Source organism: Polynucleobacter sp. AP-Sving-400A-A2, assembly GCF_018688155.1.
In the GTDB taxonomy this organism is placed as follows: Bacteria; Pseudomonadota; Gammaproteobacteria; order Burkholderiales; family Burkholderiaceae; genus Polynucleobacter.
The window spans coordinates 161956-187363 of the sequence record NZ_CP061312.1 but is presented as its reverse complement, the minus strand read 5'-3'; the positions used below and the strand labels follow the sequence as shown (position 1 = coordinate 187363).

At 45.7% G+C, this 25408-nt stretch carries 25 protein-coding genes and 1 pseudogene; 13 read left to right on the top strand and 13 right to left on the bottom strand.

The window, feature by feature from the left end:
- Positions 1-7 precede the first annotated feature (7 nt).
- Positions 8-1390: a signal recognition particle protein gene (gene ffh / locus C2758_RS01030; RefSeq protein WP_215328615.1), complete on the top strand. Its 1383-nt coding sequence runs from the start codon at positions 8-10 to the stop codon at positions 1388-1390.
- Positions 1391-1409: 19 nt separating this feature from the next.
- Here the strand turns inward: ffh and C2758_RS01025 are convergent, their stop codons facing one another.
- Positions 1410-3152, bottom strand: a complete 1743-nt coding sequence (locus tag C2758_RS01025; RefSeq protein ID WP_215328613.1) for a proline--tRNA ligase — start codon at positions 3150-3152, stop codon at positions 1410-1412.
- 50 nt (positions 3153-3202) lie between these two features.
- Between C2758_RS01025 and C2758_RS01020 the strand changes: the two genes are divergently transcribed.
- A complete protein-coding gene (locus C2758_RS01020) occupies positions 3203-3799 on the top strand; it encodes an RNA pyrophosphohydrolase (protein WP_215328611.1) in 597 nt (198 codons plus the stop codon).
- Entirely contained in the window at positions 3796-4365 is a 570-nt protein-coding gene (locus C2758_RS01015; RefSeq protein WP_251369218.1) for a CNP1-like family protein, read from the top strand. The genes C2758_RS01020 and C2758_RS01015 overlap by 4 nt, the downstream gene beginning before the upstream one ends.
- A gap of 1 nt (position 4366) precedes the next feature.
- Here C2758_RS01015 and proB read toward each other — a convergent pair.
- The 4 genes and pseudogenes from proB to rplU form a co-directional block, all read right to left on the bottom strand.
- Positions 4367-5143, bottom strand: a pseudogene (gene proB, locus C2758_RS01010) (glutamate 5-kinase); the annotation flags it as partial.
- A gap of 29 nt (positions 5144-5172) precedes the next feature.
- A complete protein-coding gene (gene obgE, locus C2758_RS01005; protein ID WP_215328607.1) occupies positions 5173-6267 on the bottom strand; it encodes a GTPase ObgE in 1095 nt (364 codons plus the stop codon).
- An 87-nt stretch (positions 6268-6354) separates the two neighbouring features.
- Positions 6355-6615, bottom strand: a complete 261-nt coding sequence (rpmA, locus tag C2758_RS01000) for a 50S ribosomal protein L27 (protein ID WP_215328605.1) — start codon at positions 6613-6615, stop codon at positions 6355-6357.
- A gap of 34 nt (positions 6616-6649) precedes the next feature.
- Positions 6650-6961, bottom strand: coding sequence for a 50S ribosomal protein L21 (rplU, locus tag C2758_RS00995; protein WP_041484800.1), 312 nt, complete (start codon positions 6959-6961; stop codon positions 6650-6652).
- A 75-nt stretch (positions 6962-7036) separates the two neighbouring features.
- Between rplU and C2758_RS00990 the strand changes: the two genes are divergently transcribed.
- The gene (locus C2758_RS00990) at positions 7037-8041 is read left to right on the top strand and encodes a polyprenyl synthetase family protein (protein WP_215328603.1); all 1005 of its coding nucleotides are present in this window, start codon (positions 7037-7039) and stop codon (positions 8039-8041) included.
- Here C2758_RS00990 and C2758_RS00985 read toward each other — a convergent pair.
- The gene (locus tag C2758_RS00985; RefSeq protein ID WP_215328601.1) at positions 8038-8973 is read right to left on the bottom strand and encodes a hypothetical protein; all 936 of its coding nucleotides are present in this window, start codon (positions 8971-8973) and stop codon (positions 8038-8040) included. The genes C2758_RS00990 and C2758_RS00985 overlap by 4 nt on opposite strands.
- 55 nt (positions 8974-9028) lie before the next feature.
- On the opposite strand from C2758_RS00985, the gene C2758_RS00980 reads away from it, so the two are divergent.
- Entirely contained in the window at positions 9029-9796 is a 768-nt protein-coding gene (locus C2758_RS00980) for a fumarylacetoacetate hydrolase family protein (protein WP_215328599.1), read from the top strand.
- 122 nt (positions 9797-9918) lie between these two features.
- Here C2758_RS00980 and C2758_RS00975 read toward each other — a convergent pair whose 3' ends face one another.
- Complete coding sequence (locus C2758_RS00975) at positions 9919-10938, bottom strand: 2-dehydropantoate 2-reductase (RefSeq protein ID WP_215328597.1); 1020 nt, start codon at positions 10936-10938, stop codon at positions 9919-9921.
- A gap of 82 nt (positions 10939-11020) precedes the next feature.
- Complete coding sequence (locus tag C2758_RS00970; protein ID WP_215328595.1) at positions 11021-12454, bottom strand: sodium:solute symporter family protein; 1434 nt, start codon at positions 12452-12454, stop codon at positions 11021-11023.
- A 108-nt stretch (positions 12455-12562) separates the two neighbouring features.
- Between C2758_RS00970 and C2758_RS00965 the strand changes: the two genes are divergently transcribed.
- Positions 12563-13552: a squalene/phytoene synthase family protein gene (locus C2758_RS00965; RefSeq protein ID WP_215328593.1), complete on the top strand. Its 990-nt coding sequence runs from the start codon at positions 12563-12565 to the stop codon at positions 13550-13552.
- Here C2758_RS00965 and C2758_RS00960 read toward each other — a convergent pair.
- A complete protein-coding gene (locus C2758_RS00960) occupies positions 13549-14043 on the bottom strand; it encodes a methylated-DNA--[protein]-cysteine S-methyltransferase (protein WP_371817705.1) in 495 nt (164 codons plus the stop codon). The genes C2758_RS00965 and C2758_RS00960 overlap by 4 nt on opposite strands.
- A 117-nt stretch (positions 14044-14160) precedes the next feature.
- Here C2758_RS00960 and C2758_RS00955 point away from each other — a divergent pair, with 117 nt between their 5' ends.
- Genes C2758_RS00955 through zapD form a run of 6 tightly spaced genes read left to right on the top strand, consistent with a single transcriptional unit; the run spans position 14161 to position 19486 of the window.
- Positions 14161-15450 (top strand): HlyC/CorC family transporter, encoded by a 1290-nt coding sequence (locus C2758_RS00955; protein ID WP_215328591.1) that lies wholly within the window; start codon positions 14161-14163, stop codon positions 15448-15450.
- The gene (locus tag C2758_RS00950; RefSeq protein ID WP_215328583.1) at positions 15447-16517 is read left to right on the top strand and encodes a GspE/PulE family protein; all 1071 of its coding nucleotides are present in this window, start codon (positions 15447-15449) and stop codon (positions 16515-16517) included. The genes C2758_RS00955 and C2758_RS00950 overlap by 4 nt, the downstream gene beginning before the upstream one ends.
- Positions 16518-16522: 5 nt before the next feature.
- Positions 16523-17581: a type II secretion system F family protein gene (locus C2758_RS00945; RefSeq protein WP_215328581.1), complete on the top strand. Its 1059-nt coding sequence runs from the start codon at positions 16523-16525 to the stop codon at positions 17579-17581.
- Positions 17581-18081, top strand: coding sequence for an A24 family peptidase (locus tag C2758_RS00940; protein WP_215328579.1), 501 nt, complete (start codon positions 17581-17583; stop codon positions 18079-18081). The genes C2758_RS00945 and C2758_RS00940 overlap by 1 nt, the downstream gene beginning before the upstream one ends.
- A complete protein-coding gene (gene coaE / locus C2758_RS00935) occupies positions 18036-18722 on the top strand; it encodes a dephospho-CoA kinase (RefSeq protein ID WP_371817704.1) in 687 nt (228 codons plus the stop codon). The genes C2758_RS00940 and coaE overlap by 46 nt, the downstream gene beginning before the upstream one ends.
- An 11-nt stretch (positions 18723-18733) precedes the next feature.
- On the top strand, positions 18734-19486 hold the full coding sequence (gene zapD, locus C2758_RS00930; RefSeq protein ID WP_215328577.1) for a cell division protein ZapD: 753 nt from the start codon (positions 18734-18736) through the stop codon (positions 19484-19486).
- On the opposite strand, the gene C2758_RS00925 is transcribed toward zapD, so the two are convergent.
- From C2758_RS00925 to secA, 4 genes are all read right to left on the bottom strand, one after another.
- The gene (locus C2758_RS00925) at positions 19483-19899 is read right to left on the bottom strand and encodes an NUDIX domain-containing protein (RefSeq protein ID WP_215328575.1); all 417 of its coding nucleotides are present in this window, start codon (positions 19897-19899) and stop codon (positions 19483-19485) included. The two genes, zapD and C2758_RS00925, sit on opposite strands and share 4 nt — an antisense overlap.
- Positions 19900-19907: 8 nt before the next feature.
- On the bottom strand, positions 19908-20768 hold the full coding sequence (locus C2758_RS00920) for an ATP-binding protein (protein WP_215328573.1): 861 nt from the start codon (positions 20766-20768) through the stop codon (positions 19908-19910).
- Positions 20769-20779: 11 nt separating this feature from the next.
- Positions 20780-22015, bottom strand: coding sequence for a bifunctional glutamate N-acetyltransferase/amino-acid acetyltransferase ArgJ (argJ, locus tag C2758_RS00915; RefSeq protein ID WP_215328564.1), 1236 nt, complete (start codon positions 22013-22015; stop codon positions 20780-20782).
- Positions 22016-22084: 69 nt separating this feature from the next.
- Positions 22085-24850, bottom strand: coding sequence for a preprotein translocase subunit SecA (secA, locus tag C2758_RS00910; RefSeq protein ID WP_215328562.1), 2766 nt, complete (start codon positions 24848-24850; stop codon positions 22085-22087).
- A gap of 24 nt (positions 24851-24874) precedes the next feature.
- Here secA and C2758_RS00905 point away from each other — a divergent pair, with 24 nt between their 5' ends.
- Positions 24875-25408, top strand: a complete 534-nt coding sequence (locus C2758_RS00905; RefSeq protein WP_251369216.1) for a hypothetical protein — start codon at positions 24875-24877, stop codon at positions 25406-25408.

The following is a 25408-nucleotide window of genomic DNA, read 5'->3' as shown; positions in this document are numbered from 1 at the left end:
TCGATAAATGCTTGAGAATCTCACCGATCGCCTATCTCGTGTTGTTAAAACAATGCGGGGACAAGCCCGCCTGACCGAAGAGAATACTGCAGAAATGCTCCGGGAGATCCGCCTAGCCTTGCTGGAGGCGGACGTTGCGCTTCCCGTAGTTAAATCCTTACTAGAGCAAATTAAATTTAAAGCCCTTGGCGAGGAAGTGGTTGGGAGCCTTAGCCCAGGACAAGCGCTGGTTGGCGTTGTTCAGCGCGAACTGGCCCAGGTCATGCGAGGTGACGCTACCCAAAGCGGTGAGCTGAATCTAGCAACCCAACCACCAGCAGTCATCCTCATGGCCGGCTTACAAGGCGCAGGAAAAACCACCTCAGTTGGTAAGTTAGCCAAATTTCTGCAAGAAAAGAAGAAAAAGAAAGTACTCACCGTCTCTTGTGACGTCTATCGTCCTGCAGCTATCGAACAGCTAGAAACAGTCAGTAAACAAGTTGGCGCTGAATTTTTCCCAAGCAACATTAATCAAAAGCCGAGTGAAATTGCTGCTGCCGCCCTAGATTGGGCACGCCGCCATTATTTTGATGTGTTGTTAGTGGACACTGCTGGTCGTCTCGGTATTGATGAAGTGCTGATGCAAGAGATCAAAACCTTGCATGCCAATCTCAAGCCGATTGAAACACTGTTTGTTGTTGATGCCATGCTAGGTCAAGATGCGGTCAACACAGCCAAAGCTTTCCATGAGGCACTTCCACTTACTGGCGTGATCCTCACCAAGCTAGATGGTGATTCACGCGGTGGTGCAGCACTTTCAGTGCGTCAGGTTACTGGAGTACCACTCAAATTCATTGGTGTTGCCGAAAAAATGGATGGCCTTGAAGCATTTGATGCCGAGAGAATGGCAAGCCGTATTTTGGGCATGGGGGATATTCTTGCCCTAGTTGAGCAAGCCCAACAGAACGTGGATGTTGCCAAAGCAGAAAAGCTGGCGAGTAAGATTTCTAAAGGTGGATTTGATCTAGGTGACTTCAGAGATCAACTTGCACAGATGCAACAGATGGGTGGCATGGCTAGCTTGATGGATAAGCTACCAAGTCATATGGCACAAGCAGCTTCCAAAACGAATATGAGCGCTGCTGACAAACAGACCAGGCGTATGCGCGGCATTATCGATAGCATGACACCTCAAGAGCGCGCAAAACCTGAATTGCTAAAAGCGACTCGCAAGCGTCGTATTGCAGCTGGTGCAGGTGTCGAGGTTCAAGAGGTCAATCGCTTGCTGGCACAGTTTGAGCAAATGCAAACCATGATGAAGCAATTCAAGGGCGGCAAGATGGCGCGTACCATGGCATCCATGGCAGCCAAAGGAGCCGCCAAAGGTATTGGCGGACTCTTTAAAAAATAATAGTTAAAAACTGTTTAATCTAAGAAACGAGTTTCTTGGCTGCATCAACTGCAGCAATCACTTTTGCTTTAATGTCTGCTAGTGGGATATTTTCTGATTCAGCATCAGTGCGACCTTTAAATTCCACTTGAGCATCTGCAAGACCGCGATCACCAATCACAACGCGGAACGGAACACCAATGAGTTCCCAATCAGCAAACATCGCACCTGGTCTTTCGCCACGGTCATCGAGTACCACATCTACTCCAGCAGCAATTAATTCATCATGCAATTGATCGGCAGCAACTTTCACTGCCTCTGACTTGTCGTAACCCATTGGACAGATCACCACTTCAAATGGTGCCATCGAAATCGGCCAAACGATTCCACGCTCATCATTGCCCTGCTCAATTGCAGCGCCTAGTAAGCGAGTTACACCAATGCCATAACAACCCATCACCATTGGCTGTGCTTTACCTTGCTGATCTAAGTAAGTGCAGCCCATCGCTTCAGAGTAACGCGTACCCAATTGGAATACATGACCCACTTCAATGCCGCGGCAAATATCAACCACGCCTTTACCATCAGGGGAAGGATCTCCCGCTACAGCATTACGCAAATCCATCACCAAAGGCTCTGGTAAATCACGGCCCCAGTTCACACCGGTCAAATGATGCCCCGCATCATTAGCGCCGCAAACAAAATCAGACATATTAGCCACGGTACGATCTGTGACTACGGTTACATCAGCAGCAACTCCAACCGGACCCAAATAACCCGCTGGCGCATTACATGCTTGCTTGATCTCAGATTCACTGGCAAAGCGTGACTCCGTCATGCCAGGAATCTTGCTCGCCTTGATTTCATTAAGCTCGTGGTCACCGCGCACTAGCACCATAAATAATTTTGCTGGACCTTCTTCTTGATCGGCGGCAAAAAGTAAGGACTTCACTGTTTTCTCAATCGGCAAGTTTAAAAACTTTGCTACATCAGCACAGTCCGTTTGATCTGGTGTGGCTACCTTAGTCATCGTCTGAGTTGCAGCACCACGCGCCTCAATCAATGAGACTGATTCAGCAGCCTCAAGATTAGCGGCGTAGTCCGAATTCGGACAATACACAATGGCGTCTTCACCAGTGTCGGCAATCACATGAAACTCTTGACTGCCCGATCCACCGATAGCGCCGTTATCTGCAGTAACCGCACGGAACTTCAAACCCATACGTTTAAAAATACGAGTGTAAGCATCAAACATGATTTGATAGGACTTCTTCAGACCCTCAGCATCACGATCAAAGGAGTAAGCATCTTTCATGCTGAACTCACGTCCACGCATAATTCCAAAACGTGGACGGCGCTCATCTCGGAACTTGGTCTGAATTTGATAAAAATTCACTGGGAGCTGTTTGTAACTCTTAATTTCGTTGCGCGCTAAATCTGTTACCACCTCTTCAGAGGTTGGCTGAATTAAAAAATCGCGATCATGGCGATCTTTGATGCGGAGCAATTCTGGTCCCATCTTTTCCCAGCGACCGGTCTCTTGCCATAACTCTGCAGGTTGAATCATGGGCATGAGTAACTCAATGGCACCAGCGCGATTCATTTCTTCGCGAATAATATTTTCAACCTTGCGAATGGACTTTAAACCCAAGGGTAGATAGTTATAAATGCCTGCGCTGAGCTTACGTATTAAACCGGCGCGCACCATGAGTTTGTGCGATACCACCTCAGCGTCTGAAGGGGCTTCTTTTAGCGTGGCGAGAAATGATTGTGAAGCTTTCATGTATGGATATAATCAAATCATTGATTTTAAAGGATTTGAGGCGCGATCTCATGCTTGACCGTGAAGGGTATCGACCCAATGTCGGCATAGTCATCCTCAACAGCCATAACGAGGTTTTCTGGGGAAAACGCGTTGGGCAGCATTCGTGGCAGTTCCCGCAGGGCGGGATTCAACATGGAGAGAGCCCAGAGCAAGCCATGTACCGCGAATTGCATGAGGAAGTTGGCTTGCTGCCAGAACATGTCCAAATTATTGGACGAACCAGGGACTGGCTTCGTTATGACGTCCCGGAGGAATTCTTACGCCGCCAGCAAGCCTCAAAGAATCATCGCGCAAGCTATCGCGGCCAAAAGCAAATCTGGTTTTTACTGCGTTTAGTGGGCTTAGATAGCGATATTCACCTACGTGCTACAGAGCATCCTGAATTTGATGCTTGGCGCTGGGTGCCTTTTTGGATTCAACTCGACTCCGTCATCGATTTCAAGCGCGAAGTCTACCAATTAGCCCTTTCTGAGCTTGCGCGCTATTTATCCCGCGGCATTCGTATGCAGCAACTTGCCTGGGGATCTCCGCTCGATTTACTTCAATCCTGGTACGGAGAAGAGGAAAATGAGTTCAAAGAAGAAAAACCTACTGATAAGCCATGATGAAACCCTCTATCTACAATCTTCGACTTTCAATACTTGGCTTAGCTATCACTTTAGCTATAGCGGGATGCGCGGGAGATCCATTAGAAAGTGGTGTTGATCCATTTGCGCCAATGGTTTTTAAGGAGGGTGCAACAGCGATGCCCCTGAATCCTCCGAATAAAGCAACTATCCTGCCTTTTTATGTATCACAACAAACTATTTTTAAGTTTGCCGTGGACACTGACTCAATTTTGATTGGTAACGATGGCATCACTAGATATATCGTTATTTTGACGAGCCCCAATGGCAATAGCCAGGTTCAATATGAAGGTATTCGCTGTGACTCCTTCCAATGGCGCCTTTATGGCACATTTGAAAGTGGAGTTTGGAAAGAAAATCCACTCTCTAGCTGGCGAGGGATTCAGGATCACACGCCAAATCGCTACCAAGCCGCTTTAGCTCAAGGTGCATTCTGCAACTTTAATTCCCAAGAGAAGAATATTAAAAATATTATTCAGTCACTGAACCCCAATGGATTTACCGGCGGGACAAAGCCTACCAATTCATTTGGCGTGATTAACTAGCAGCAGTCAGGCAGGTACCGATTTTTTCGCCACGAATCAAGCGAGTGAGAACCTGAGGCTCGTGCCCAGAAGCAATGACGGTATCTGCGCCTGTTAAAGCGGCTACCTTCGCGGCCAATACTTTAGTCAGCATGCCGCCCTTACTTAACTCGCTTGCAGCGCCACCAGCCATTTTCTCTAGAGCAGGGTCACCTGCAATAGCATCACTTAAAAGAGTCGCGGTAGCATCTTCACGTGGGTCAGCGGTATATAGACCACCCTGATCAGTCAGAATGACCAATAAATCCGCATGAATTAGATTGGTAACTAAAGCAGCTAAGCTATCGTTATCACCAAACTTAATTTCATCGGTAACTACGGTATCGTTTTCATTAATGATGGGGACAACGCCCAACTTCAATAAGGTATCTAAAGTTGCCTTGGCATTGGCGTTACGCTCAGCATCTGCTAAATCAGCATTAGTTAACAAGACCTGTGCGCTACGTAAATTAAAACGTGCAAAACAGCTTTCGTATACCTGAACTAAACCCATCTGACCAACGGCAGCAGCAGCTTGCAGCTGATGAATTTCTGTTGGGCGCTTAGCCCAACCAAGACGTTGCATTCCTTCTGCAATCGCGCCAGAGCTGACCATCAATACCTCATGGCCATCAGCTAATAAGGCAGCCATTTGCTCAGCCCACATACCAATTGCAGCATGATCCAAGCCCTCACCATTGTTGGTGACTAGGCTTGAGCCTACTTTCACTACGATTCGTTTAGTTTTCTGAGTGTTCATAACAAATGCGGATCTCAAAGGACTACTGTTTAATCTGGAGTCTTATCTTCTGGCTGAGCTTGCTCTTGATATCGTGGATCAGCAGCACGCTCATCTGCATCATCCCGATCCTTGCGAACAGAATCTAAATAATCCTGCAATGAGTAGCACAGCTTATCGCAACCTAGGCCTGTCAAAGCAGAGATCTCAAATACGGGACCTTTCCACTTAAACCGTTTAATAAAGTCCGCAACTACCTTCTTGCGATCTTCCTCAGGAATCATATCGACTTTATTTAATACCAACCAACGTGGTTTTTCAACCAGGGCTTCATCATACTTACGCAATTCATTCACGATAGCAACAGCATCTGCTACCGGATCAATATTGTCATCAAATGGTGCGATGTCAACTAAATGCAAGAGCACACCAGTACGTTGTAAGTGCCTTAAAAAACGATGACCCAAGCCAGCGCCTTCAGCAGCACCTTCAATTAATCCTGGAATATCTGCAATCACGAAGCTGCGCTCAGCACCAACACGTACCACACCTAAATTCGGGTGCAGCGTTGTAAATGGATAATCTGCAATCTTTGGACGTGCATTAGATACGGCGGTAATCAAAGTTGATTTACCAGCATTTGGCATACCTAGTAAACCTACATCAGCCAATACTTTTAATTCCAACTTCAGCTTACGACGCTCGCCATCTTTGCCATTAGTCTTTTGGCGAGGGGCGCGGTTCGTACTACTCTTAAAGTGAATATTTCCCCAGCCACCAACGCCGCCCTGCGCCAAACAAAGGCGCTCACCGTGGGTAGTTAAGTCAGCAATTGGCTCACCAGTTTCATAATCAGAAATGATGGTGCCCACCGGCATACGCAACTCAATATCATCACCGGCGCGACCATAGCAATCAGCGCCACGGCCAGGCTCACCATTTTTTGCGGTGTGCGTTTTAGCGTAGCGATAATCAATCAAGGTATTGATGTTGCGATCCGCAGTAGCCCAAACACTTCCGCCTTTGCCACCGTCACCACCATCAGGACCACCGAATTCGATAAACTTTTCGCGGCGCATGGAGGCACTCCCGGCGCCACCTTGGCCGGCTATGACTTCAATACGAGCTTCGTCTATAAATTTCATGAATAAAAAAGGCCTCGCTTAGCGAGGCCTGTTCCTAAGAGTTAAATTCGGAATAAATCTGAATCAAACGTGTCTCAGTCAGGCGTCTTATGAACGCGGGAGAACTGAAACCTGGGCCTTCTTCAAAGCACCCTTAACGCCAAATTCCACTTGTCCGTCAATTAAGGCAAACAAAGTGTGATCTTTGCCAATACCAACGTTCATACCTGGATGTACTCGTGTACCACGTTGACGAATGATGATGCTGCCAGCATTGATTTGCTCGCCGCCAAAAACTTTAACGCCTAAGCGTTTCGATTCTGAGTCGCGGCCATTTCGTGTCGAACCGCCGCCTTTTTTCTGTGCCATATCTTTTCTCCTGCTATTGAGCCGTTAGCCTAAATTAAGCTTTAATCGTGTTAATCAGAATTTCTGTGTAATTCTGACGATGGCCTTGGTGCTTTTGATAATGCTTGCGACGGCGCATCTTAAAGATTGTCACTTTATCGTGACGTCCCTGGGAGACGACAGTGGCCATCACAGCTGCACCATTAACCAATGGATCACCCAATTTGAGTGAAGCGCCTTCGCCTACGGCTAAGACTTGGTCAAGAGTGATTTCGCTGCCGATTTCCGCTGGTATCTGTTCTATTTTCAATTTTTCGCCTGCAGCAACTTTATACTGTTTGCCACCGGTTTTTATGACCGCGTACATGGTGTGAAACCTCAATTAATATCTACATTTAAGCTAATCCACCCTGGATGAGCTAAGCCTATTATTATATCTTGCATGATGAGCACTGTCAAAACCAATGAATTAAGCCAAATTTTGGCCCCAATAGCCTTAGATTTCAAGGCCTTAGATGGGCTTATTCGCCTGCGATTGGCCTCAAAAGTTGCCTTAATTGACCAAATCTCGACTTACATCATCCAGGCAGGTGGAAAACGGGTTAGACCCGCTCTTTTACTCTTAGTCAGCAAAGCTTTGGCAAATGACAAAGCAAGCCCACATGCCTTAGATCTGGCAGCGGTAGTGGAATTTATCCACACAGCCACCCTTTTGCATGACGATGTTGTTGATGAATCCACCCTCAGAAGGGGTCGAGAAACCGCTAATGCCGCTTTTGGCAATGCAGCGAGCGTGCTGGTAGGCGATTTTCTGTATTCAAGAGCGTTTCAGATGATGGTGGGGCCTAATGACTTGCGGGTCATGGAAATCCTGTCCGATGCCACCAATACGATTGCTGAGGGCGAGGTTTTACAACTCCTCAATATGAACGACCCTGAAGTTGATGAAGAAAGCTATTTGCGGGTGATTCGCTATAAAACCGCGAAGTTATTTGAAGCGTCTACAGAGCTTGGGGCAATTTTAGCCGGTGCTGATGAAAAACAAAGAGCGCAATCTGCTGCTTTTGGTCGCCATATTGGCACTGCTTTCCAATTAATGGATGACCTGTTGGATTACACCGCCGATGCATCCCAAATGGGGAAAAATGCTGGTGATGACTTACGAGAAGGTAAGCCTACGCTACCGCTCATTCATCTTCTCGAAAACGGCAGTAACGAGGAACGCTTACTCGTTCGTGCAGCAATCGAACAAAATCAAGATTTGCCAAATGATGTCTTCCAGCAGATTCTGAGTGCAGTTCAAAATTCTGGCGCACTGGATTACACCCAAGCCACTGCAAAGCAAGAAGTCGATCTCGCACTTGAATGCCTTAAAGAATTTCCTCAAAATGAGGCAACAATCGCACTACATGCCTTGTGCAGATACTCTCTGTCTAGGCAGACCTAAGCACCAACGCTTTTCATTCTGATGTCACGCGCAGTGATACGCGCCTTTTCGGCCTCATCACGCAAACACGCAATTTCCTCCGTACTCAGACGCTCTAGATTGAAATAGTCTAATTTCCAAGAGGGGTCGGAATCCCAGACCAAAGATGACTGCACCGTTGTGCGTGCGCTTGGAGCGCTTTCCAGCAAACGTAGAGCCAATTCAAAATTGGAATCTTGTGATTGCTCATGATCAGGGAGCGCCGCAGCATTGCCCAGCGGGAAGTCGCTAAAGAGCAAGCGTGGTACACCGCAATACTCCACAATATCTTTCGCCGCGCCCATGATGATCGTAGGAATGCCAGCCTCCTCCAAATAACGCGCCAATAAGCTTTGACTTTGGTGACAAATCGGGCAGTTTGGAATTAATACGGCAACATCAACATGGTCTGCGCGCATCTTGCTCAAAATCAAGGGTGCATCTATTTCCAGAGTGTGGCGCTGGCTGCGATTGGTTGGCAAGCCGTAAAAATGCGGGGATAGAGATTGAATGCGCCCCTTTGCAACAGCCCGTTTCGCCGCACCAATTGGAAACCAACAGTTGCTATCCTGCATATTGGCATTGAGCCTATCAACACCGACATGGGCAATACGCAAGTCCACATTCTCATCAGTTGGATAAATATAGGGGTCATAAAACTTAGCAGCGGCGTTATAAGGCGCACCAGGTCCTTGCGGGCCCTTACTGGCATCAAAGGCTACGGCAGTAGTCACTAAACCGAGGGTCGATTGATTTAGAGGCTTTTGTAACGGAGTAAAAGGCACATTAATGTAATGCGCCCACACATACGGTGTTTCATACCCCAAACCAAGATAGTAATTACGCGTACGCTCAATATAACGAACTGGCTGATCTAATTCAGGCGCAAATAGTAATTCAGAATGCTTAGCCATCAATCCATCCCTGTAAGATATTGCTTATAAATATTAACCATCAGGAGGAATCATTATGGCTCAATGGCTCAGGTTTCAACATCGAGGCAAGACCGGCTTTGGACAGGTACAAGGCGATCAGGTTGCCGTGTATACCGGTGATCTATTTAATAAGCCGCAAGCTACTGGAGAGACATTAAAGCTCTCTGATGTCACTATCGATATCCCATGCGTTCCATCCAAAATGGTTGCTATGGTAGATAACTTTCATGCGCTAGTGACCAAGCTTGAGCATGCGGTTCCAGCAGAGCCTTTGTATTTTCTGAAAGGCAATAATTCTTTTTTGGCAGCCAATCAAGTCATCCGCACTCCTAAGTCTTACTCTGGAAAAGTAGTTTATGAGGGTGAACTTGGCATTGTTATTGGCCAAGCCTGTCATGAAGTAGATGAGGCTCAAGCAGCTCATGCTATTTTTGGTTACACCTGTATTAACGATGTCACTGCAATCGAGATTTTGAATCGCGATCCTGGCTACGCGCAGTGGACTCGCTCTAAGAGTTTCAATACCTTTGGTGTCTTCGGCCCCTACATCACTACTGATGTAGATCCAAGCAAGCTAACAATTAAAACTATTTTGAATGATCAAGAACGTCAGAACTATCCCGTCTCTGACATGATTTTTCCGGCAGCAAAACTAGTCAGCCTGATTTCTCAAGATGTTCCACTGCAGGCTGGCGACATCATTGCCTGCGGTACCTCTGTTGGAGTTGGCTCTATGAAGCCCGGCAGCAATGTCAGCATCATTATTGAGGGTGTTGGACGTCTAGATAATCACTTTGAATAAATGACCAAGGCTGTTGATTTAAAACTAAAGCCTCAAAACAAAAACCCTCACCGTGTTTAGCGGCGAGGGTTTTTTAATGCTCAATTACTCTAGATATTGAATCAACCTGCTGCAGCAGATTCTTAGTAGCCAGAAACAGATGGCAATGCCAAGCTACCTTTAGAGGCTTGAACATTCTCGTCAAGGTACTTTGTTAAAGCAAAAACTGTATTGAGGCATGGTGTTGGTATTTTAGTAATCTGGCCAAGCTCAATGACGGAACCTAATAAGGCATCAATCTCCAAGCTACGACCTGCTTCCAAATCCTGCAACATAGAGGTCTTGTGTTTGCCCACTTTTTCTGCACCAGCAATACGCCGCTCAATATCTACACGGAAAGTGACGCCCAACTTCTCAGCAATGGTTTGTGCTTCAGCCATCATATTGCGGGCTAACTCTTTAGTCAGTGGATACTGGCAAATACCTTCCAATGTTCCATGAGTCAGAGAGCTGATTGGATTGAAGGTCATATTGCCCCACAATTTCAACCAAATCTCTGAGCGAATATCTTCAAGGATAGGTGACTTAAAGCCAGCAGCTGACATCATTTCAGATACTTTCTGAATACGCTCAGTCTGCTTACCGTCCAACTCCCCCAATGGGAAACGATTACCCTCAACGTGACGAATCACGCCAGGAGCTTGAGTAAAGGTTGCTGGATACACTACACAGCCAATAATATTGTTGGGATTGATTGCATTTTTAGCAAGGCCACCCGCATCAACCGTTTCAACCGAGTGGTCCCGATAGTCGCCACCCAACTTCTGAAAGTACCACCAAGGAATTCCGTTTTGCATCGGAATTAAAATGGTTTCCGGGCCCATGATTGCGGCAAGATCTTCAATGACTGGCTCAACCTGATGGGCTTTTACCGCCAAGATCACTACATCAGGTGTTTCGGCATCCCGAATTTTTTCAACCGCCTTCACCTCAGCTACTAAAGGCTCGGGCTGGTCATCCATGATTAATGCAAGGCCACGCTCCTTGATTGCCGCTAGGGTTGCGCCACGGGCTACTACCGTTACCTCATTGCCGGCCCGCGCCAACATGACCGCAAGGTAACCGCCAATCGCACCACCTCCACCGATCACACAGATTTTCATAAGCACCCCATATAGATAAATAATTTTGAATTAATCTCATATTAGAGGAGAACATTTAGGGGTGCAATAAAATATTGAGGTCCTACTTATCTAATGCGCCTAAGCTTGTTATTGGACTCGGTCTTGCTATCAAGCCGCCCAATAGCATGCCGACAATGCTGGCTAAAAGACCAGCCAATTGAGGGGGTAGGATTGCTGTCGGAGCCATGATTTCGCAACCAATCCAAGCCGCTAAACCCCCTAAAACAGCTAACAAACCGCCTAAAGAGTTTGCTCTTGACCAATACACGCCAAATGCTAAGGGCACAAAAGCTGCTACTAGAGTGATCTTGTAGGCATTTTCAACCATCTTAAAAATAGATAGTTCTGAATTAATTGCAAAGAAAGTGACCGCTACCGTAAAACAGAGAACGGTGATTCGCATAATCTTCAGTAAGTGTTGATCAGATAAATGCTTAAAAAACCCTCGCACAATATTTTCAGCGAAAGTGACAGAGGGCGCTAACAAAGTGGCACTGGCACAACTTTTAATTGCCGATAATAAGGCGCCAAAAAACATTACCTGTGCAATCAGTGGAGCATGATTCAGGATTAGCTGAGGCAAAATCATTTGTGGATCAGTGTCTATGTACTGCTTTACCAAATCAGGACTGATGATGGTTGCTGAATAAGCCAGGTATAGCGGCACAAAAGCAAATACGAAATACAAGACTCCACCCAATAAGGCTGCCTGAACAGCAATGTTGACGTTCTTAGAAGAGGTAATCCGCTGAAAGACATCTTGCTGGGGAATAGAGCCCAACATCATGGTGCACAAAGCCGCAGTAAAACCCAGAATGGAGGCTAGGTTCATATCAGGCCAAAAATTAGAAAATTGACCTGCCGCGAGTGCATGATCGAAAACGATACCAACCCCTCCAGCTTGAGTTGTCATCTCTCCACCGATATAGAGCATGCCCACCACAATAATGATCATCTGAATAAAATCGGTTATGGCTACCGACCACATACCGCCAAACAAGGTATAAATCAGCACACTCCCAGCGCCAATCAACATGCCGGCAGTTTGCGTAATACTGCCATCGGAAACTACATTAAAAACCAATCCGAGTGCTTTAATTTGAGCTGAAACCCAACCTAAATAGGAAATCACAATACAAAGGGTCACCAGCACTTCAACGGTACGACCGTATTTCTCTCTAAAAAAATCACCGATAGTGAGCATTCGACGGTTGTAGAGGTGACGAGCAAAAAACAGGCCCACCAATATGAGGCATAAAGATGAGCCAAAGGGGTCGGATACGATTCCCCCTAAACCCTCCTTTAAGAAGGTTGCAGGAATTCCTAAAACTGCCTCCGAGCCAAACCAAGTGGCAAATACGGTGGCGGTCACAATAGGCAAAGGAAGACTATGACCTGCTGCGGCAAAGTCAGCAGTATTTTTGACTCGTAGCGCAGCCCATAGGCCAATGCCTACAGAAACCACCCAATAGATGATGACAAACCAAATCAACATCGCCTAATTTCTCCTTCTGGAATTTGCACAAATTATATGGCTTTGTCACTTATGGCATTTAAGCAATTAGGGTTAAATTTGGGCATGCTGGTCTGACATAATTCAGGGGTGAATTCCGCCATACACCCTAAAGAGAACCCCAATAGCGATTTAGCCTATCAAAAAGCGATTTTGGGTTCTGTATCGCGCACTTTTGCGCTCACCATTCCTCTATTGCCGCCAGCGGTTGAGGTGGTAGTTGGCAACACCTACTTGCTATGCCGCATTGTCGATACGATCGAGGATGCGGCTGAGCTCAATCCAGCAGAAAAGCAGAATTTATCTAAGCTATTTTTAGAGGCAACGCTAGGAGTTATTCCAGTAGCGTCATTTGTAAACCCATGCCTAGATGCCTTAAGAGGCTATTCCAACGTCGATGAGCTGGATTTAATTGCGCACACCCCTACTGTTCTGCGCATTCTGCATACTCTCCCAGATACGGATCGGACAGCTATTAGCCGCTGTGTATCGATTATGTCTGATGGTATGTCCCATTTTCATAATCGACAATCGCAAGCGGGTTTAAGAGACCTCGGAGAATTTGAAGAGTATTGCTATGTAGTAGCTGGCGTAGTGGGCGAGTTATTGACAAGCATTTTTAGTAACTACTCCCCTGAATTTGCAAAACGCATTCAAGGCCATGAGCAGTTAGCCATCGCTTTTGGTCAAGCCTTACAAATGACCAATATTCTGAAAGACTCACCAGCAGATCGTGCACGTGGAGTTTCCTGGAAGCCAGCGCAGATGAGCCAAACAGAACTTCTGAAGATTGCCTATGAAAAACTTCAAGACTCTATGAGCTACATTAGCTTGCTTCCGGAGAATGAAATAGGCATGAGACGTTTTTGCTTCCTAGCCTTTGGGCTTGCTGTAATGACACTTGAAAAAATTACCAGCAGAAAAGAATTTAGCAATCAGTCTGAGGTAAAACTTTCTAGAAATTCCGTTTGGATTTTTTATGCCTTCACAAAGATCGCAGCCGGGAATGCACTCTTGATGAAATCATTCTTCTATATGGCATCTAAGCAACTCAGAAAACTTTCAGCAAATAATACTTAAAGCACGCCCTCATGCTTTAAGAGCCAAATTTTGATCTGGCGATAAAAACCTGGGCTATCTTCTTTCATAAAACCCCCAAGACCTTGTGCAGAAACTACTCTATGGCACGGGGTAACCAAAGGGTAAGGATTGGCACCGCAAGCAGTACCGACTGCACGAGGTCCACTTTTAATCTGTTTTGCAATCTCACCGTAAGTCATTGTCTTTCCCGTCTCAATAGCTAGAGTGGCATTCCATACTTTTTGCTGATGAGCTGTTCCAGCAGGCTTTAGCGGGACATCAAATATTGTTGAAGCATCATTGAAGTATTGAGCGCACTGCTTTGAGAAAGCTTTCGCCAAGGCATTTCCCGGGGAAATCAAGGCAGTATCTGGAGGCAGATAATCGATTTTTGAGATCATCAAACTCCCGTCCACTAGCTCTGTTTGCACGCCTAGATGCCCAAAAGGGGCGGATATAACGCAATACTCGATTGATCCAAGACTAGACATGCAGAAGATTCTGACACAGATTGAGGGATAAATTCATACAGGATTCCGATAAAGCTATAGCGAGTGAAATAGCACTTTGCTATATTGGTTGTTCCTTATTCTTTGCAGGCACAACTGATGGACACTTTTTTTGATGATTGGCCTTTTATTAGCCAAGTCGCACTAGTCCTATTTTTACTCGCACTATCCGGCTTCTTTTCTATGGCCGAAACCAGCATGCTGTCGTCCAATCGTCATCGTCTACGGGCTATGGCTCATGGTGGTAATGCTGGAGCTGCACTTGCCGAGCGACTATTAAAGCGCATGGATTCACTACTTTCAGTATTACTGATATCCAATAACCTCATCAATACCATCCTACCAATTTTAGTTACTGGCATTGCTTTACATATTTTTGGCGACAGCGGCCTAGTACTATCCATTGCCACATTGGTTGTTGCTCTACTCATCATTATTTTTAGCGAGATTACTCCAAAAGTAATCGGCGCAGCCTTTCCAGAAAAAATTGCGAGTAATGTTGGTTGGCTTATTCTCCCCCTCACCTTTGTACTTAAGCCACTACTCTGGTTCATCAATAGTTTTGTATCGGGGTTGATGAAGGTCTCAGGATTACAAGCTTCAACTGATAAGGGAGTCATGAGCAAAGAAGAGTTGCGTAGCTTAGTTCTAGAATCCAATCGATTTGTTTCTGCACACCATCGCAATATCTTGCTAAATCTTTTCAATCTTGAAAATATTTTGGTTGATGATGTAATGACACCGCGCTCCAAAATCGAAGTACTTGATCTCTCGCGCCCTATTGAGGAGGTAATGGAGCAATTAGAAACCTGCTATCACAACAAACTTCCAGTATGCGATGGCGACTCTGAGCGCATTGTCGGAATTTTATCCGTGAAAAAAGCACTCTCATTACTAGGTAATGCAGAGCTTCATCATGAAGACTTTAGATCCCTGCTCAATGAACCCTACTTTATTCCTAGTGGGACGCCTGTTCTGCAGCAGATGCAATTTTTCCAGGATAACCAACAGCGACTCAGCTTAGTAGTGAATGAATATGGTGAAGTCCTTGGTCTAGTCACTTTTGAAGACATTGTTGAAGAACTTATCGGCGAGTTCACCACCTCATTCTCTAATCTTTCTAATGAACCTCATTGGCTCGCTGATGGAACTTATCTTGCTAGCGGTACTGCCTCATTACGAGATTTAAATCGCCTTCTGAAGTTGAATCTCCCGCTCGATGGGCCGCGTACCTTAAATGGTCTTATCCTCGAAAAGCTCGAAGCAATTCCTGATTACGATGTCAGTATTCGAATTGCTGGTGTGGTGATGGAAATCGTGCAGTTTGATGAGCATGGCGTAAAAACAGTGAAGCTATACCAACCCCTCACTCAACCGAATCAAGATTGAGTGACTTACTGCATGACTCTCATATTATTCGGACCTGGCATGACATCGCTGTTAATGCATTAAATCATCGGGCTACGGATATTCATATAGAGGCGAGATCTCAAGAAACAGTAGTGCGCACGAGGATCGATGGTCGCCTCACTCTACAAAATCAATACCCCATTGATTTTCATGAACGTTTAATCACGCGTATCAAAATCTTGGCACGTCTTGATATTGCAGAAAAACGTTTACCTCAAGATGGGCGCCTTGTGATTGGCCATGACTTTAGCCGCCCCAATATCGATTGTCGAGTATCTATTCTTCCTACCTTGCATGGTGAGAAAGCAGTAGTACGTATTTTGCCTAGCTGTTTGGAAGAGTTAGCACTGGATCAAATTGGCTTACTGCCTGAGCAACTAGGAATAGTTCAAGAGGCGATTAGTCAAACCAATGGATTGATTCTGGTAACGGGGCCAACCGGAAGCGGTAAGACGCGAACCTTATACAGCTGTTTGAACTCATTGAATCAAGTGCAACGTAATATTTGCTCAGTCGAAGATCCGATTGAAATCCGGCTACCCGGAATAAATCAGGTGGCTTATCACCCAAAATCAGGATTAGATTTTTCAACTATTATTCGCGCACTCTTACGCCAAGATCCCGATGTCATCATGATTGGTGAAATACGGGATTCCGCCAGTGCGCAGCTTGCTATTCAGGCAGCACAAACAGGACATTTGGTTTTAAGCACTCTTCATACACGTAATGCCATTGGCGTATTAAGCCGACTCAAAAGTCTCGGTGTAGATCAAGAGTCTATTGAATCTTGTCTTCGTTGCGTCAGCTCTCAAAGATTAATTCACAAACTCTGCAATCAATGCAATCTCAACCTGAGTAAGGCGCCTTGTAAGCTTTGTAAGGGATCTGGCTATTTTGGACGTATTGGTGTCCATGAGGTATTGGGAAGCAAGCAGTTATTTGAATCAGCTCAAGCGCTTGATATCTACTCAGCAGGAATGCAATTACTAAAAACCGGCTTAATAGATCAGATATCGCTAGATGCCGAGCTTGGCACTTGGCATTAGTCTGCATGCTTTTCAAGAAAACACTTAGCAAGTCTGAGCAACTCCATTTTGCAGAGCAGATGCTCGCACTGCTTCAGGCTGGACTTCCTTTACTTAATGCCATCCAGTTATTAATTCAGTCTGCGCCAAAACCCTGGCAAGCTTGGCTAAGGGATATTCGCGCACTACTTCAAAAGGGCAATAGCTTTTCTTTTTGTTTAAGCGCACAAGATGGAAAATTCTCCCCAGAATTTTTTAATCTCATAAGAGTCAGCGAGAGAACCGGTGATCTAGGCTTGGCGCTACGCACAATTTCACAACAACTAGAAGCCCAGATTGAGTTGCGAAGAAAAGTACAGCAGTCACTAACATATCCCATCATCACTTTAGCTACATCTTTTCTACTTGTCTTGGTGATGATGATTTGGGTTGTGCCAGTATTTAAAGAAGTCTTTGGGCATTTTCAGGCTGAGCTTCCAGCGCCAACCAGAATCCTCATCTCCATTTCTACAGGTATTCAAAATTACTTTATAGAAATATTACTAGGCACTCTCTTAATAGCCACAGGCTTTGTGTATACCTGGCTCAAATCAAGCTCACTACAAAAATATTGTGACGCTCTCTTATTACGCATGCCATTCTTTGGCAATCTCTTTAGGCTGGCAACGTTGAGTCACTGGTGTCGTACCTTAGGTCACTTGTTAGAAACGGGCTTACCACTCCCAGACGCTCTAAGAGTTACTGCACAATCCTCTAATCACTGGGTGAGTCATGACTTTAGTGCGGAGATATTTAAACACCTCACCCGTGGCTGGCCATTGGGTGAATCGCTTAAACGAGCAGACCCTAAATCACGACTTCTTGATGTAGAGACTTTGCTACTCCTTCACATTGGCGCTGAAAGTGGCGCATTGGCTGAGATGCTAAATAAGCGCGCCAACACTCTAGGCTCTCAGCTAAGCAGCCGACTCAATGCACTCAGTCAAAGTTTAGAGCCCGCATTAATTCTATTTGTTGGTGCCATCATTGGTAGCTTAGTCATAATCTTATATCTACCCATTTTTAATTTAGGACAAATCGTTTAGTGGATCCCACAGTAAGTATCTGGATAATTCAATCTCTGCTGATACTGGCTTTGCTGTACTTAGCTTATATTGATTGGTGCACTTTCCGCCTGCCGAATGCAATCACCCTCCCCTTGATTATTCTGGGGATTACTTTCAACGCATTTTCAGAATTGCGCTTTACCACCCCAATCTCTGCATTCATTGGAGCATTTGTAGGGTATGGCTTGCTGTGGTCATTAAATATTGGCTATCGCCTCCTAAAAAACCGAGATGGCATTGGCATGGGTGACGCCAAGCTCTTGGCGGCGCTGGGTGCCTGGTTAGGCTGGAGCACCCTACCTGGTATCCTCCTCATGGCTTCCGTTACAGGGATACTGGGTGGCATCATTTGGCTCAAATTACAAAGAGATCATTTGCGGGAAGCATTTCCTTTTGGCCCCTTTTTAGCTATTGCTGGCATCATTGAGTTGTTATGGCCTCAACTCATTCAAACTTTGATTCTGCCCAAGCTGATCTAAAAGCCTTAAAAGGGAAAATTCCTCTCGTTGGCTTAACTGGTGGCATTGGGTCTGGAAAAACTATAGTTAGTGAGTTGCTGGGTGGGTACGGCGCCAGCATTATTGATACAGACAAAATTTCACATCAAATCACCGCCTCTGGCGGAAAAGCGATTCCATTGATTACCAAGGCCTTTGGTGCTGACTTTATTGATCCCCAAGGCGCTCTCAATAGACCCAAAATGCGGACTTTAGTCTTCGAAGATCCCAGCGCCCGTCAGGTTTTAGAGCAAATCACCCACCCCTTGATTCAAGAGGAAACTGCAAAGCAAGCCCTTGAGCTGGCCAAGTCGGGAGTGCCTTACCTTGTTTTTGTAGTTCCCCTACTAATTGAGTCTGGATTTTGGATCAAGCTCATTGACTATCTTTTAGTGGTGGATTGCCCAGAAGAAACCCAAATTCAACGAGTGATGCACCGCAACAATATGTCACGCTTAGATGTGGAAAATATTCTCAAGGCGCAAACTAGCCGAAATGCTCGTCTAACACTAGCCAATGTTGTAATTGAAAATCAAGGTAGCTTAGCTGAGCTCAAACCAGTGGTTTTAAAACTGCACCAACAATTACTCAAAATTTTAGAAGAACCCTTAGGTTCGTCATAGAATATAGGCTTGTGATTGTCTACGAATACCCCTTCAATGAATTAGTTCGAAGCATGCTTCGACTAGAGTATTTGTTCGCCCGCTTTAATCACTTCCTTCGATCCGATGATCCCGAGTTACACCACAATGCCATTGCCATGTTGTTTGACTTGGGTGATATTGGCTCTCGAGGCGACATTAAATCTCTACTCCTCAAAGAATTTGAGCGTCAAAAATATACCTTGAATGGTTTAAAGTCCTCCCAAAAAGTGGACCAAGAAGCGCTTACACAAACTCTTTCTGAAATTGACAAAGCTGCGCAAAATATCAATCAGTCTGTGGGTAAACCCAACGCTGCGATTACTGAGAGTGAGTGGCTGAATGCTATTCGGACCCGATTAAATATTCCCGGTGGAACAAGTCCAATTGATTTACCTAGCTACCATGCCTGGAAAAACACCCCTTCAACTCAACGCAGAGAATTGTTAGACAAGTATGTTGCGCCGCTTTTGCCATGGCATGAAGCTTGCCAAATTTTCTTAAGGCTACTGCGCCAGTCTGGCGAGGCTAAAGATGTTGTGGCGCATCAAGGTGCTTACCAACAGGCACCATCAGGCAAGGTTTATCAACTAATGCGCATCGCTGTTGAGGATGACACACTCTTCTCAGAAATCAGCGCCAATAAATATCTACTCTCCATTCGCTTCCTGAAGATCGATCAAGATAAAAAGCCGCAGACCATGAATGAGGATGTACCTTTTAGACTCACCCTCTGCCAGCTCTAAATCTTTAACTCTTTAAGCTTTTCTAGCATGGGCCATGCAGCTGGCAATAAAGGCTCTACCGTCAGACGTGCATCTCCAAGCAACTGCCAAGAAAGCGCCTGACCCTCGCAACCTGTGGGTATTCCAGACCATTTTCGAATGATGCTGACATGCAAGCGTACATAAGCATGTGGATAGTCATGCTCTAAGATCACTAGCTCTTCGCTAGACTCGATATCTATTCCAAGCTCTTCTTGTAATTCACGTTTTAGTGCTGCAAATACAGATTCACCAGCTTCAATTTTTCCACCCGGCACTTCCCAGTAGCCAGCATAAGGTTTGCCCTCAGGGCGCTGGCCCATAAGAAAGCGACCTTCCGAATCCAACAGAATTCCGGCGGCAACCTCTGTCACAGGGCGATTAGAGTCACTCATGAAAATGATTAATTGGTATGTGAGCCGGCCCAGTGCTTAGCAAACTGCCAGGCTACACGACCAGAACGTGAGCCACGCTCCAGAGCCCAAACTAACGCTTCAGCTCTAGCACCCTCAATTTGTGCATCACTTAAATCAAAATGGCGTAACCAATGGGCCACAATTTCTAGATACTCATCTTGTTTTGGTGGATAAAAAGAGAGCCACAAACCAAAACGCTCTGATAAAGAAATTTTTTCCTCTACCACTTCACCTGGATGAATTTCTCCATCATCGCCATGAACATAACTCTCGTTGTCTTTCATATACTCAGGCAAGAGATGGCGTCGGTTAGAAGTAGCATAAATCAAAATATTATCTACCTGAGCTGACACAGAGCCATCTAAAGCAGACTTCATCGCCTTATAGCCAGACTCACCATCTTCAAATGAGAGGTCATCACAAAAAATAATGAATCGCTCTGATCGATCAGCCAATAAATCGGTGATATCAGCCAAGTCAGCTAGATGCTCTTTTTCAACTTCAACTAAGCGCAAGCCCTGGCTAGCAAACTCATGCAAGCTAGCTTTAATAAGCGATGATTTTCCTGTGCCACGTGCACCCGTTAATAAAATATTATTAGCGGGTTTCTTCTGAATAAAATTTTTCGTATTGTCACGAATCGCATCACGTTGACGATCGATATTTTTTAGATCTTCAAAGGAGATATCAGCGACATGCTTCACTGGCTGCAAAAAACCAATACTTCCAAAGATGCTATCGCGACGACGCCATCTAAAAGCAGTTGAAGATTTCCACTGCTCTTCGGTCAATGCTTTAGGTAGAAACGTCTCAAGATGACTTAAGAGTTGCTCTAATTTTTCATTCATTTCACGAATTCCTATGAGCGGTAATCAGCATTAATGGAAACGTAGTCATGCGATAAGTCACAGGTCCACATTGTTTCTTGCGCTGATCCGCGACCCAAGTCAATCTTGACAGTAATTTCTGGCGCCTGCATCACCCTTTGACCATCAGCCTCTTGGTAATCAGGATTGCGGCCACCATTCTTTGCAACCCACACATCTCCAAGCCACATTTGTACTTGGTTCACGTCAAGATCAGTAATGCCAGCATAGCCAATCGCAGCAAGAATACGACCTAAGTTAGGATCGCTCGCAAAGAAGGCAGTCTTTACTAAAGGTGAGTGGGCAATTGCTTCTGCTACCAAGCGACACTCTTCTTTAGTCTTGCCGCCTTGCACATCAATCGTAATAAATTTTGTTGCGCCCTCACCATCTCTCACAATCATTTGAGCAAGCTTACGTGCAAGGTCAATTAATGCAGTCCGAACTAAACCATAACTAATATCATCTGTTGATTTAATCTGCACGGCTGATTGACCAGTTGCCATCATGATGAATGAGTCATTGGTCGAGGTATCACCATCAATCGTAATGGCGTTAAATGATTGATCCGCAACCTCCTGAGTCAAGGCAGTAAGTAGACCCGGTGCAAAGCCAACATCGGTTGCAATGAATCCCAACATGGTTGCCATATTCGGATGAATCATTCCTGCGCCCTTACAGATACCCGTGATAGTCACGGAGCCAGCAGGAGTCTGCGCCATCACCGATGTTGCCTTAGGCTGCGTATCGGTTGTCATGATGGCTTCTGCCGCATCAAACCAATGGTCTTCACTTAGATTGGTGACTGCTTTCGGTAAAGCAGAAATCAATTTATCAATTGGCAGCGGCTCAAGAATCACGCCAGTTGAAAAAGGCAAAATTTGTTCTGGGTTTAGCTTGAGCTCTTTTGCTAACTCGGCACAAGTTGCTAAGGCATCTTGCATACCCCGTTCACCGGTGCCTGCATTGGCATTACCCGTGTTCACCACCAGCGCCCGAATCTCGCCCTTTGCACCATCCAAAGCCAAATGCTCTCGACAAACCTGAACTGGCGCAGCGCAGAAACGGTTTAAGGTAAAAACACCAGCAACTTGTGAACCAGGGGTCAAGGTCATCACCAATAGATCCTTACGATTGGCTTTTTTGATTCCAGCTTCAGCGATACCCATCTGAAAACCTTTAATCGGCTTTAGTTGGTCTTTTTGGGGGAGCGGTAAGTTAACTGTCATGATCTGACAATTGTAGATGAGGCATTGCTGAGCTGCCCGATCTGGCAGCCCTTTTTAATCCTAATCGATTTAACTTAACGCGCCGCAGCAGTTCTTGTACTTCTTACCACTTCCGCAGGTGCAGGGATCATTGCGACCCACCTTAGGACCAGCGCGTAATGGCGCTGGAGCTATTGCGATAGCTGCACCACGATCGCCTGTCGACCCAGCTAGCTCAAGATCGGCATCGGCGTGCTGATATTGCACATCTGAGAGTTTGGCTAAATCCTCATTGATCGACTCTGCGGCCTCATCTAACTCACTGGCACTACGAATCTGCACCGTCATGATGCTCTTCACAACATCATTCTTGATGACATTGAGTAACTCACCATAGAGCTCAAATGCTTCGCGACGGTACTCCTGCTTTGGATCCTTTTGAGCGTAACCACGTAAATGGATGCCTTGGCGTAAATGGTCTAAGGCAGCTAAGTGTTCACGCCAATGGGTATCTAAGCTGTAGAGTAAAACTGAGCGTTCAAACCCAGCGAAAGATGTGCGTCCAGAGAGCTCTACTTTTGCATCATAAGTTTCTGTTGCGGCCGCCAGTACGCAGTCAACAATTTGCTCATCGTCCATGGATGTTGCATTTTCAACCCAATTTCTCAGATCAACCGTTAAACCCCAGTCGCTGGCTAATGCCTTCTCAAGACCAACTAAGTCCCACTGCTCTTCCATAGACTCTAAAGGAATGTACAGAGCGCAAATGCCACGCAATACATCATCGCGCAAGTTAGCAATCAACTCACCAACATCGGCACTTTCGAGAACCTCATTTCTGAGGCGATAAGTTTCTTTACGCTGATCATTGGCAACGTCGTCGTATTCCAATAATTGCTTACGAATATCAAAGTTGCGACCTTCAACCTTGCGCTGAGCAGATTCAATGGAGCGAGTTACCATGCCTGCTTCGATCGGCTCACCATCTGGCATCTTGAGGCGATCCATGACTGCACGCAGCCGATCTCCAGCAAAAATACGTAAAAGCGAATCATCTAGGGAAAGGTAGAATCGGGAGGATCCTGGATCACCCTGACGACCAGCGCGACCACGAAGCTGATTATCGATACGACGGCTCTCGTGGCGCTCAGTACCAATAATGTGCAAACCACCAGCAACTAATACTTGATCATGCAAGCTTTGCCATTCATCCTGCAAAGTCTTAATCTTGGCTGCTTTTTCTACATCAGGTAGACCGGCATCCGCTTCAATCAAAGAAGATTGTTTGCCAACATTTCCACCTAAAACGATATCTGTTCCACGGCCCGCCATATTGGTAGCAATGGTGATCATCTTAGGTCTACCAGCTTGAGCAATGATCTCGGCTTCGCGAGCATGCTGTTTCGCATTCAAGACCTGATGGGGCAGTTGACGTTGACCTAACAAGCCAGCAATGAGTTCTGAGTTCTCAATCGAAGTTGTACCCACCAAGACAGGCTGACCACGCTTGTAACAATCCTCAATATCCTTGATCACGGCATCGTAACGCTCGCGCGATGTCTTATAGATCTGATCTTGGCGATCTTTTCTTTGGCTAATCCGGTTTGGAGGAATGACTACAGTTTCAAGGCTGTAGATTTCCTTGAACTCATAAGCTTCAGTATCAGCAGTACCAGTCATACCGGCCAACTTGCCATACATACGGAAGTAGTTCTGGAAAGTGATCGTAGCTAGGGTCTGATTCTCATTCTGAATCTGCACACCTTCTTTTGCCTCTACAGCTTGATGCAAACCATCAGACCAGCGACGACCCTGCATTAAGCGTCCAGTGAACTCATCAACAATGATGACTTCATTATTTTGAACGACATATTGCTGATCACGGTTGTACAGAGTATGCGCACGCAATGCTGCGTACACGTGGTGCATCAAAGTAATATTTTGCGGCGAGTACAAAGAGCCGCCATCATTCAAAGCGCCAATCTCAACCAAGACTGTCTCTGCCTTGTCATGGCCGCGCTCAGTTAAATAGACTTGATTAGACTTTTCATCAACCCAATAATCGCCTGGTTTTTCAACACCAGTGCCATCTGCTTTCTCTTCGCCGATTTGGCGCTCTAAGTAAGCAGGCAATGCATTGATCTTGATATACAAATCAGTATGATCTTCTGCCTGACCCGAGATGATCAATGGGGTACGTGCCTCATCAATTAAAATAGAATCTACTTCGTCAACAATTGCATAAGCTAGGCCACGCTGAACACGCTGACCCAAGTCTTGCACCATATTGTCACGAAGGTAATCAAAACCAAATTCGTTATTGGTTCCATAGGTAATGTCAGCTGCATAAGCTTCTTGCTTAGTGGTGTGATCCATTTGAGATAGATTCACACCCACTTTCATACCTAAGAAGTTATAAAGCGTTGACATCCACTCAGCATCGCGCTGAGCCAAGTAATCATTTACTGTAATGACATGGACACCCTTACCTGTTAGGGCATTTAAATATACAGGGAGCGTAGCGGTTAAGGTCTTACCTTCACCAGTGCCCATTTCAGCAATCTTGCCTTGATGTAATGCGAGACCGCCCATCATCTGCGCATCAAAATGGCGCATCTTCATCACGCGTGTGCTTGCTTCACGAACTACAGCGAAAGCTTCTGGAGCAATATCATCCAATGACTCACCCGCAGCTAAACGTGACTTGAACTCAGTAGTTTTTGCTTGCAGTGCGGCATCATCCAAAGCTTGCATGCTAGGCTCGAAAGCGCTAACTTTGGCAACTACTTTGCGATACTGTTTTAAGAGGCGGTCGTTACGACTGCCGACCAGGGTTTTTAGAAGACCGATTACCATGGGAAATTGAAGTAAATTAAGACCTTGAGTTTATCACCCGCACCCTCTTTTTATATGAACTTTGCTCCCAAACCTATCCGTACGAAAGCCGCCCATGAGTGGTTGGAGTATTTGCGCGAGTCCGAGGGTCTGGGCGGAATTCTGGCCAAAACTGAAGATTTAGCCAAGCTCAAAATTGCACTGAAAGCCGCTCTCTTTGAGTTGGATTTAGAAAATTTAGCGCCCAAAATTGAGGCTGGATGGCGTTCTGGAGCTCAAAATGAGCTCTTTTTACTGGTAAACGGGGCGAGTATTGCAACCCGCCTTCAGCAAGTTTTACCTAGTTTAATCAATGAGTTAGCGAAAAAAGGGGTCGTCTGCGCCAGCATTAAGGTGCGCCTTAAGCCAGCACCACCCACCTGGGAAATCAAGCCCCGCGACGGGCTCCAGGCTAATCAAAAACCAAGAGGCTTTAATGCAGTTGCAAGGGCTTCTTGGGAATCATTGTTAGATAAATTAGTACCGGATTCGGAGCTACGTAAGGCGGTTGAACGCCTACTTCAGAGCAAGCCTAAATAA

Excerpts from the sequence above, each read along its gene's own strand:
- ffh (WP_215328615.1), top strand. The coding sequence starts at position 8 with ATGCTTGAGAATCTCACCGATCGCCTATCTCGTGTTGTTAAAACAATG.
- C2758_RS01025 (WP_215328613.1), bottom strand. The coding sequence starts at position 3,152 with ATGAAAGCTTCACAATCATTTCTCGCCACGCTAAAAGAAGCCCCTTCA.
- C2758_RS01020 (WP_215328611.1), top strand. The coding sequence starts at position 3,203 with ATGCTTGACCGTGAAGGGTATCGACCCAATGTCGGCATAGTCATCCTC.
- C2758_RS01015 (WP_251369218.1), top strand. The coding sequence starts at position 3,796 with ATGATGAAACCCTCTATCTACAATCTTCGACTTTCAATACTTGGCTTA.
- obgE (WP_215328607.1), bottom strand. The coding sequence starts at position 6,267 with ATGAAATTTATAGACGAAGCTCGTATTGAAGTCATAGCCGGCCAAGGT.
- rpmA (WP_215328605.1), bottom strand. The coding sequence starts at position 6,615 with ATGGCACAGAAAAAAGGCGGCGGTTCGACACGAAATGGCCGCGACTCA.
- rplU (WP_041484800.1), bottom strand. The coding sequence starts at position 6,961 with ATGTACGCGGTCATAAAAACCGGTGGCAAACAGTATAAAGTTGCTGCA.
- C2758_RS00990 (WP_215328603.1), top strand. The coding sequence starts at position 7,037 with ATGATGAGCACTGTCAAAACCAATGAATTAAGCCAAATTTTGGCCCCA.
- C2758_RS00985 (WP_215328601.1), bottom strand. The coding sequence starts at position 8,973 with ATGGCTAAGCATTCTGAATTACTATTTGCGCCTGAATTAGATCAGCCA.
- C2758_RS00980 (WP_215328599.1), top strand. The coding sequence starts at position 9,029 with ATGGCTCAATGGCTCAGGTTTCAACATCGAGGCAAGACCGGCTTTGGA.
- C2758_RS00975 (WP_215328597.1), bottom strand. The coding sequence starts at position 10,938 with ATGAAAATCTGTGTGATCGGTGGAGGTGGTGCGATTGGCGGTTACCTT.
- C2758_RS00970 (WP_215328595.1), bottom strand. The coding sequence starts at position 12,454 with ATGTTGATTTGGTTTGTCATCATCTATTGGGTGGTTTCTGTAGGCATT.
- C2758_RS00960 (WP_371817705.1), bottom strand. The coding sequence starts at position 14,043 with ATGTCTAGTCTTGGATCAATCGAGTATTGCGTTATATCCGCCCCTTTT.
- C2758_RS00955 (WP_215328591.1), top strand. The coding sequence starts at position 14,161 with ATGGACACTTTTTTTGATGATTGGCCTTTTATTAGCCAAGTCGCACTA.
- C2758_RS00945 (WP_215328581.1), top strand. The coding sequence starts at position 16,523 with ATGCTTTTCAAGAAAACACTTAGCAAGTCTGAGCAACTCCATTTTGCA.
- coaE (WP_371817704.1), top strand. The coding sequence starts at position 18,036 with ATGGCCTCAACTCATTCAAACTTTGATTCTGCCCAAGCTGATCTAAAA.
- C2758_RS00925 (WP_215328575.1), bottom strand. The coding sequence starts at position 19,899 with ATGAGTGACTCTAATCGCCCTGTGACAGAGGTTGCCGCCGGAATTCTG.
- C2758_RS00920 (WP_215328573.1), bottom strand. The coding sequence starts at position 20,768 with ATGAATGAAAAATTAGAGCAACTCTTAAGTCATCTTGAGACGTTTCTA.
- argJ (WP_215328564.1), bottom strand. The coding sequence starts at position 22,015 with ATGACAGTTAACTTACCGCTCCCCCAAAAAGACCAACTAAAGCCGATT.
- secA (WP_215328562.1), bottom strand. The coding sequence starts at position 24,850 with ATGGTAATCGGTCTTCTAAAAACCCTGGTCGGCAGTCGTAACGACCGC.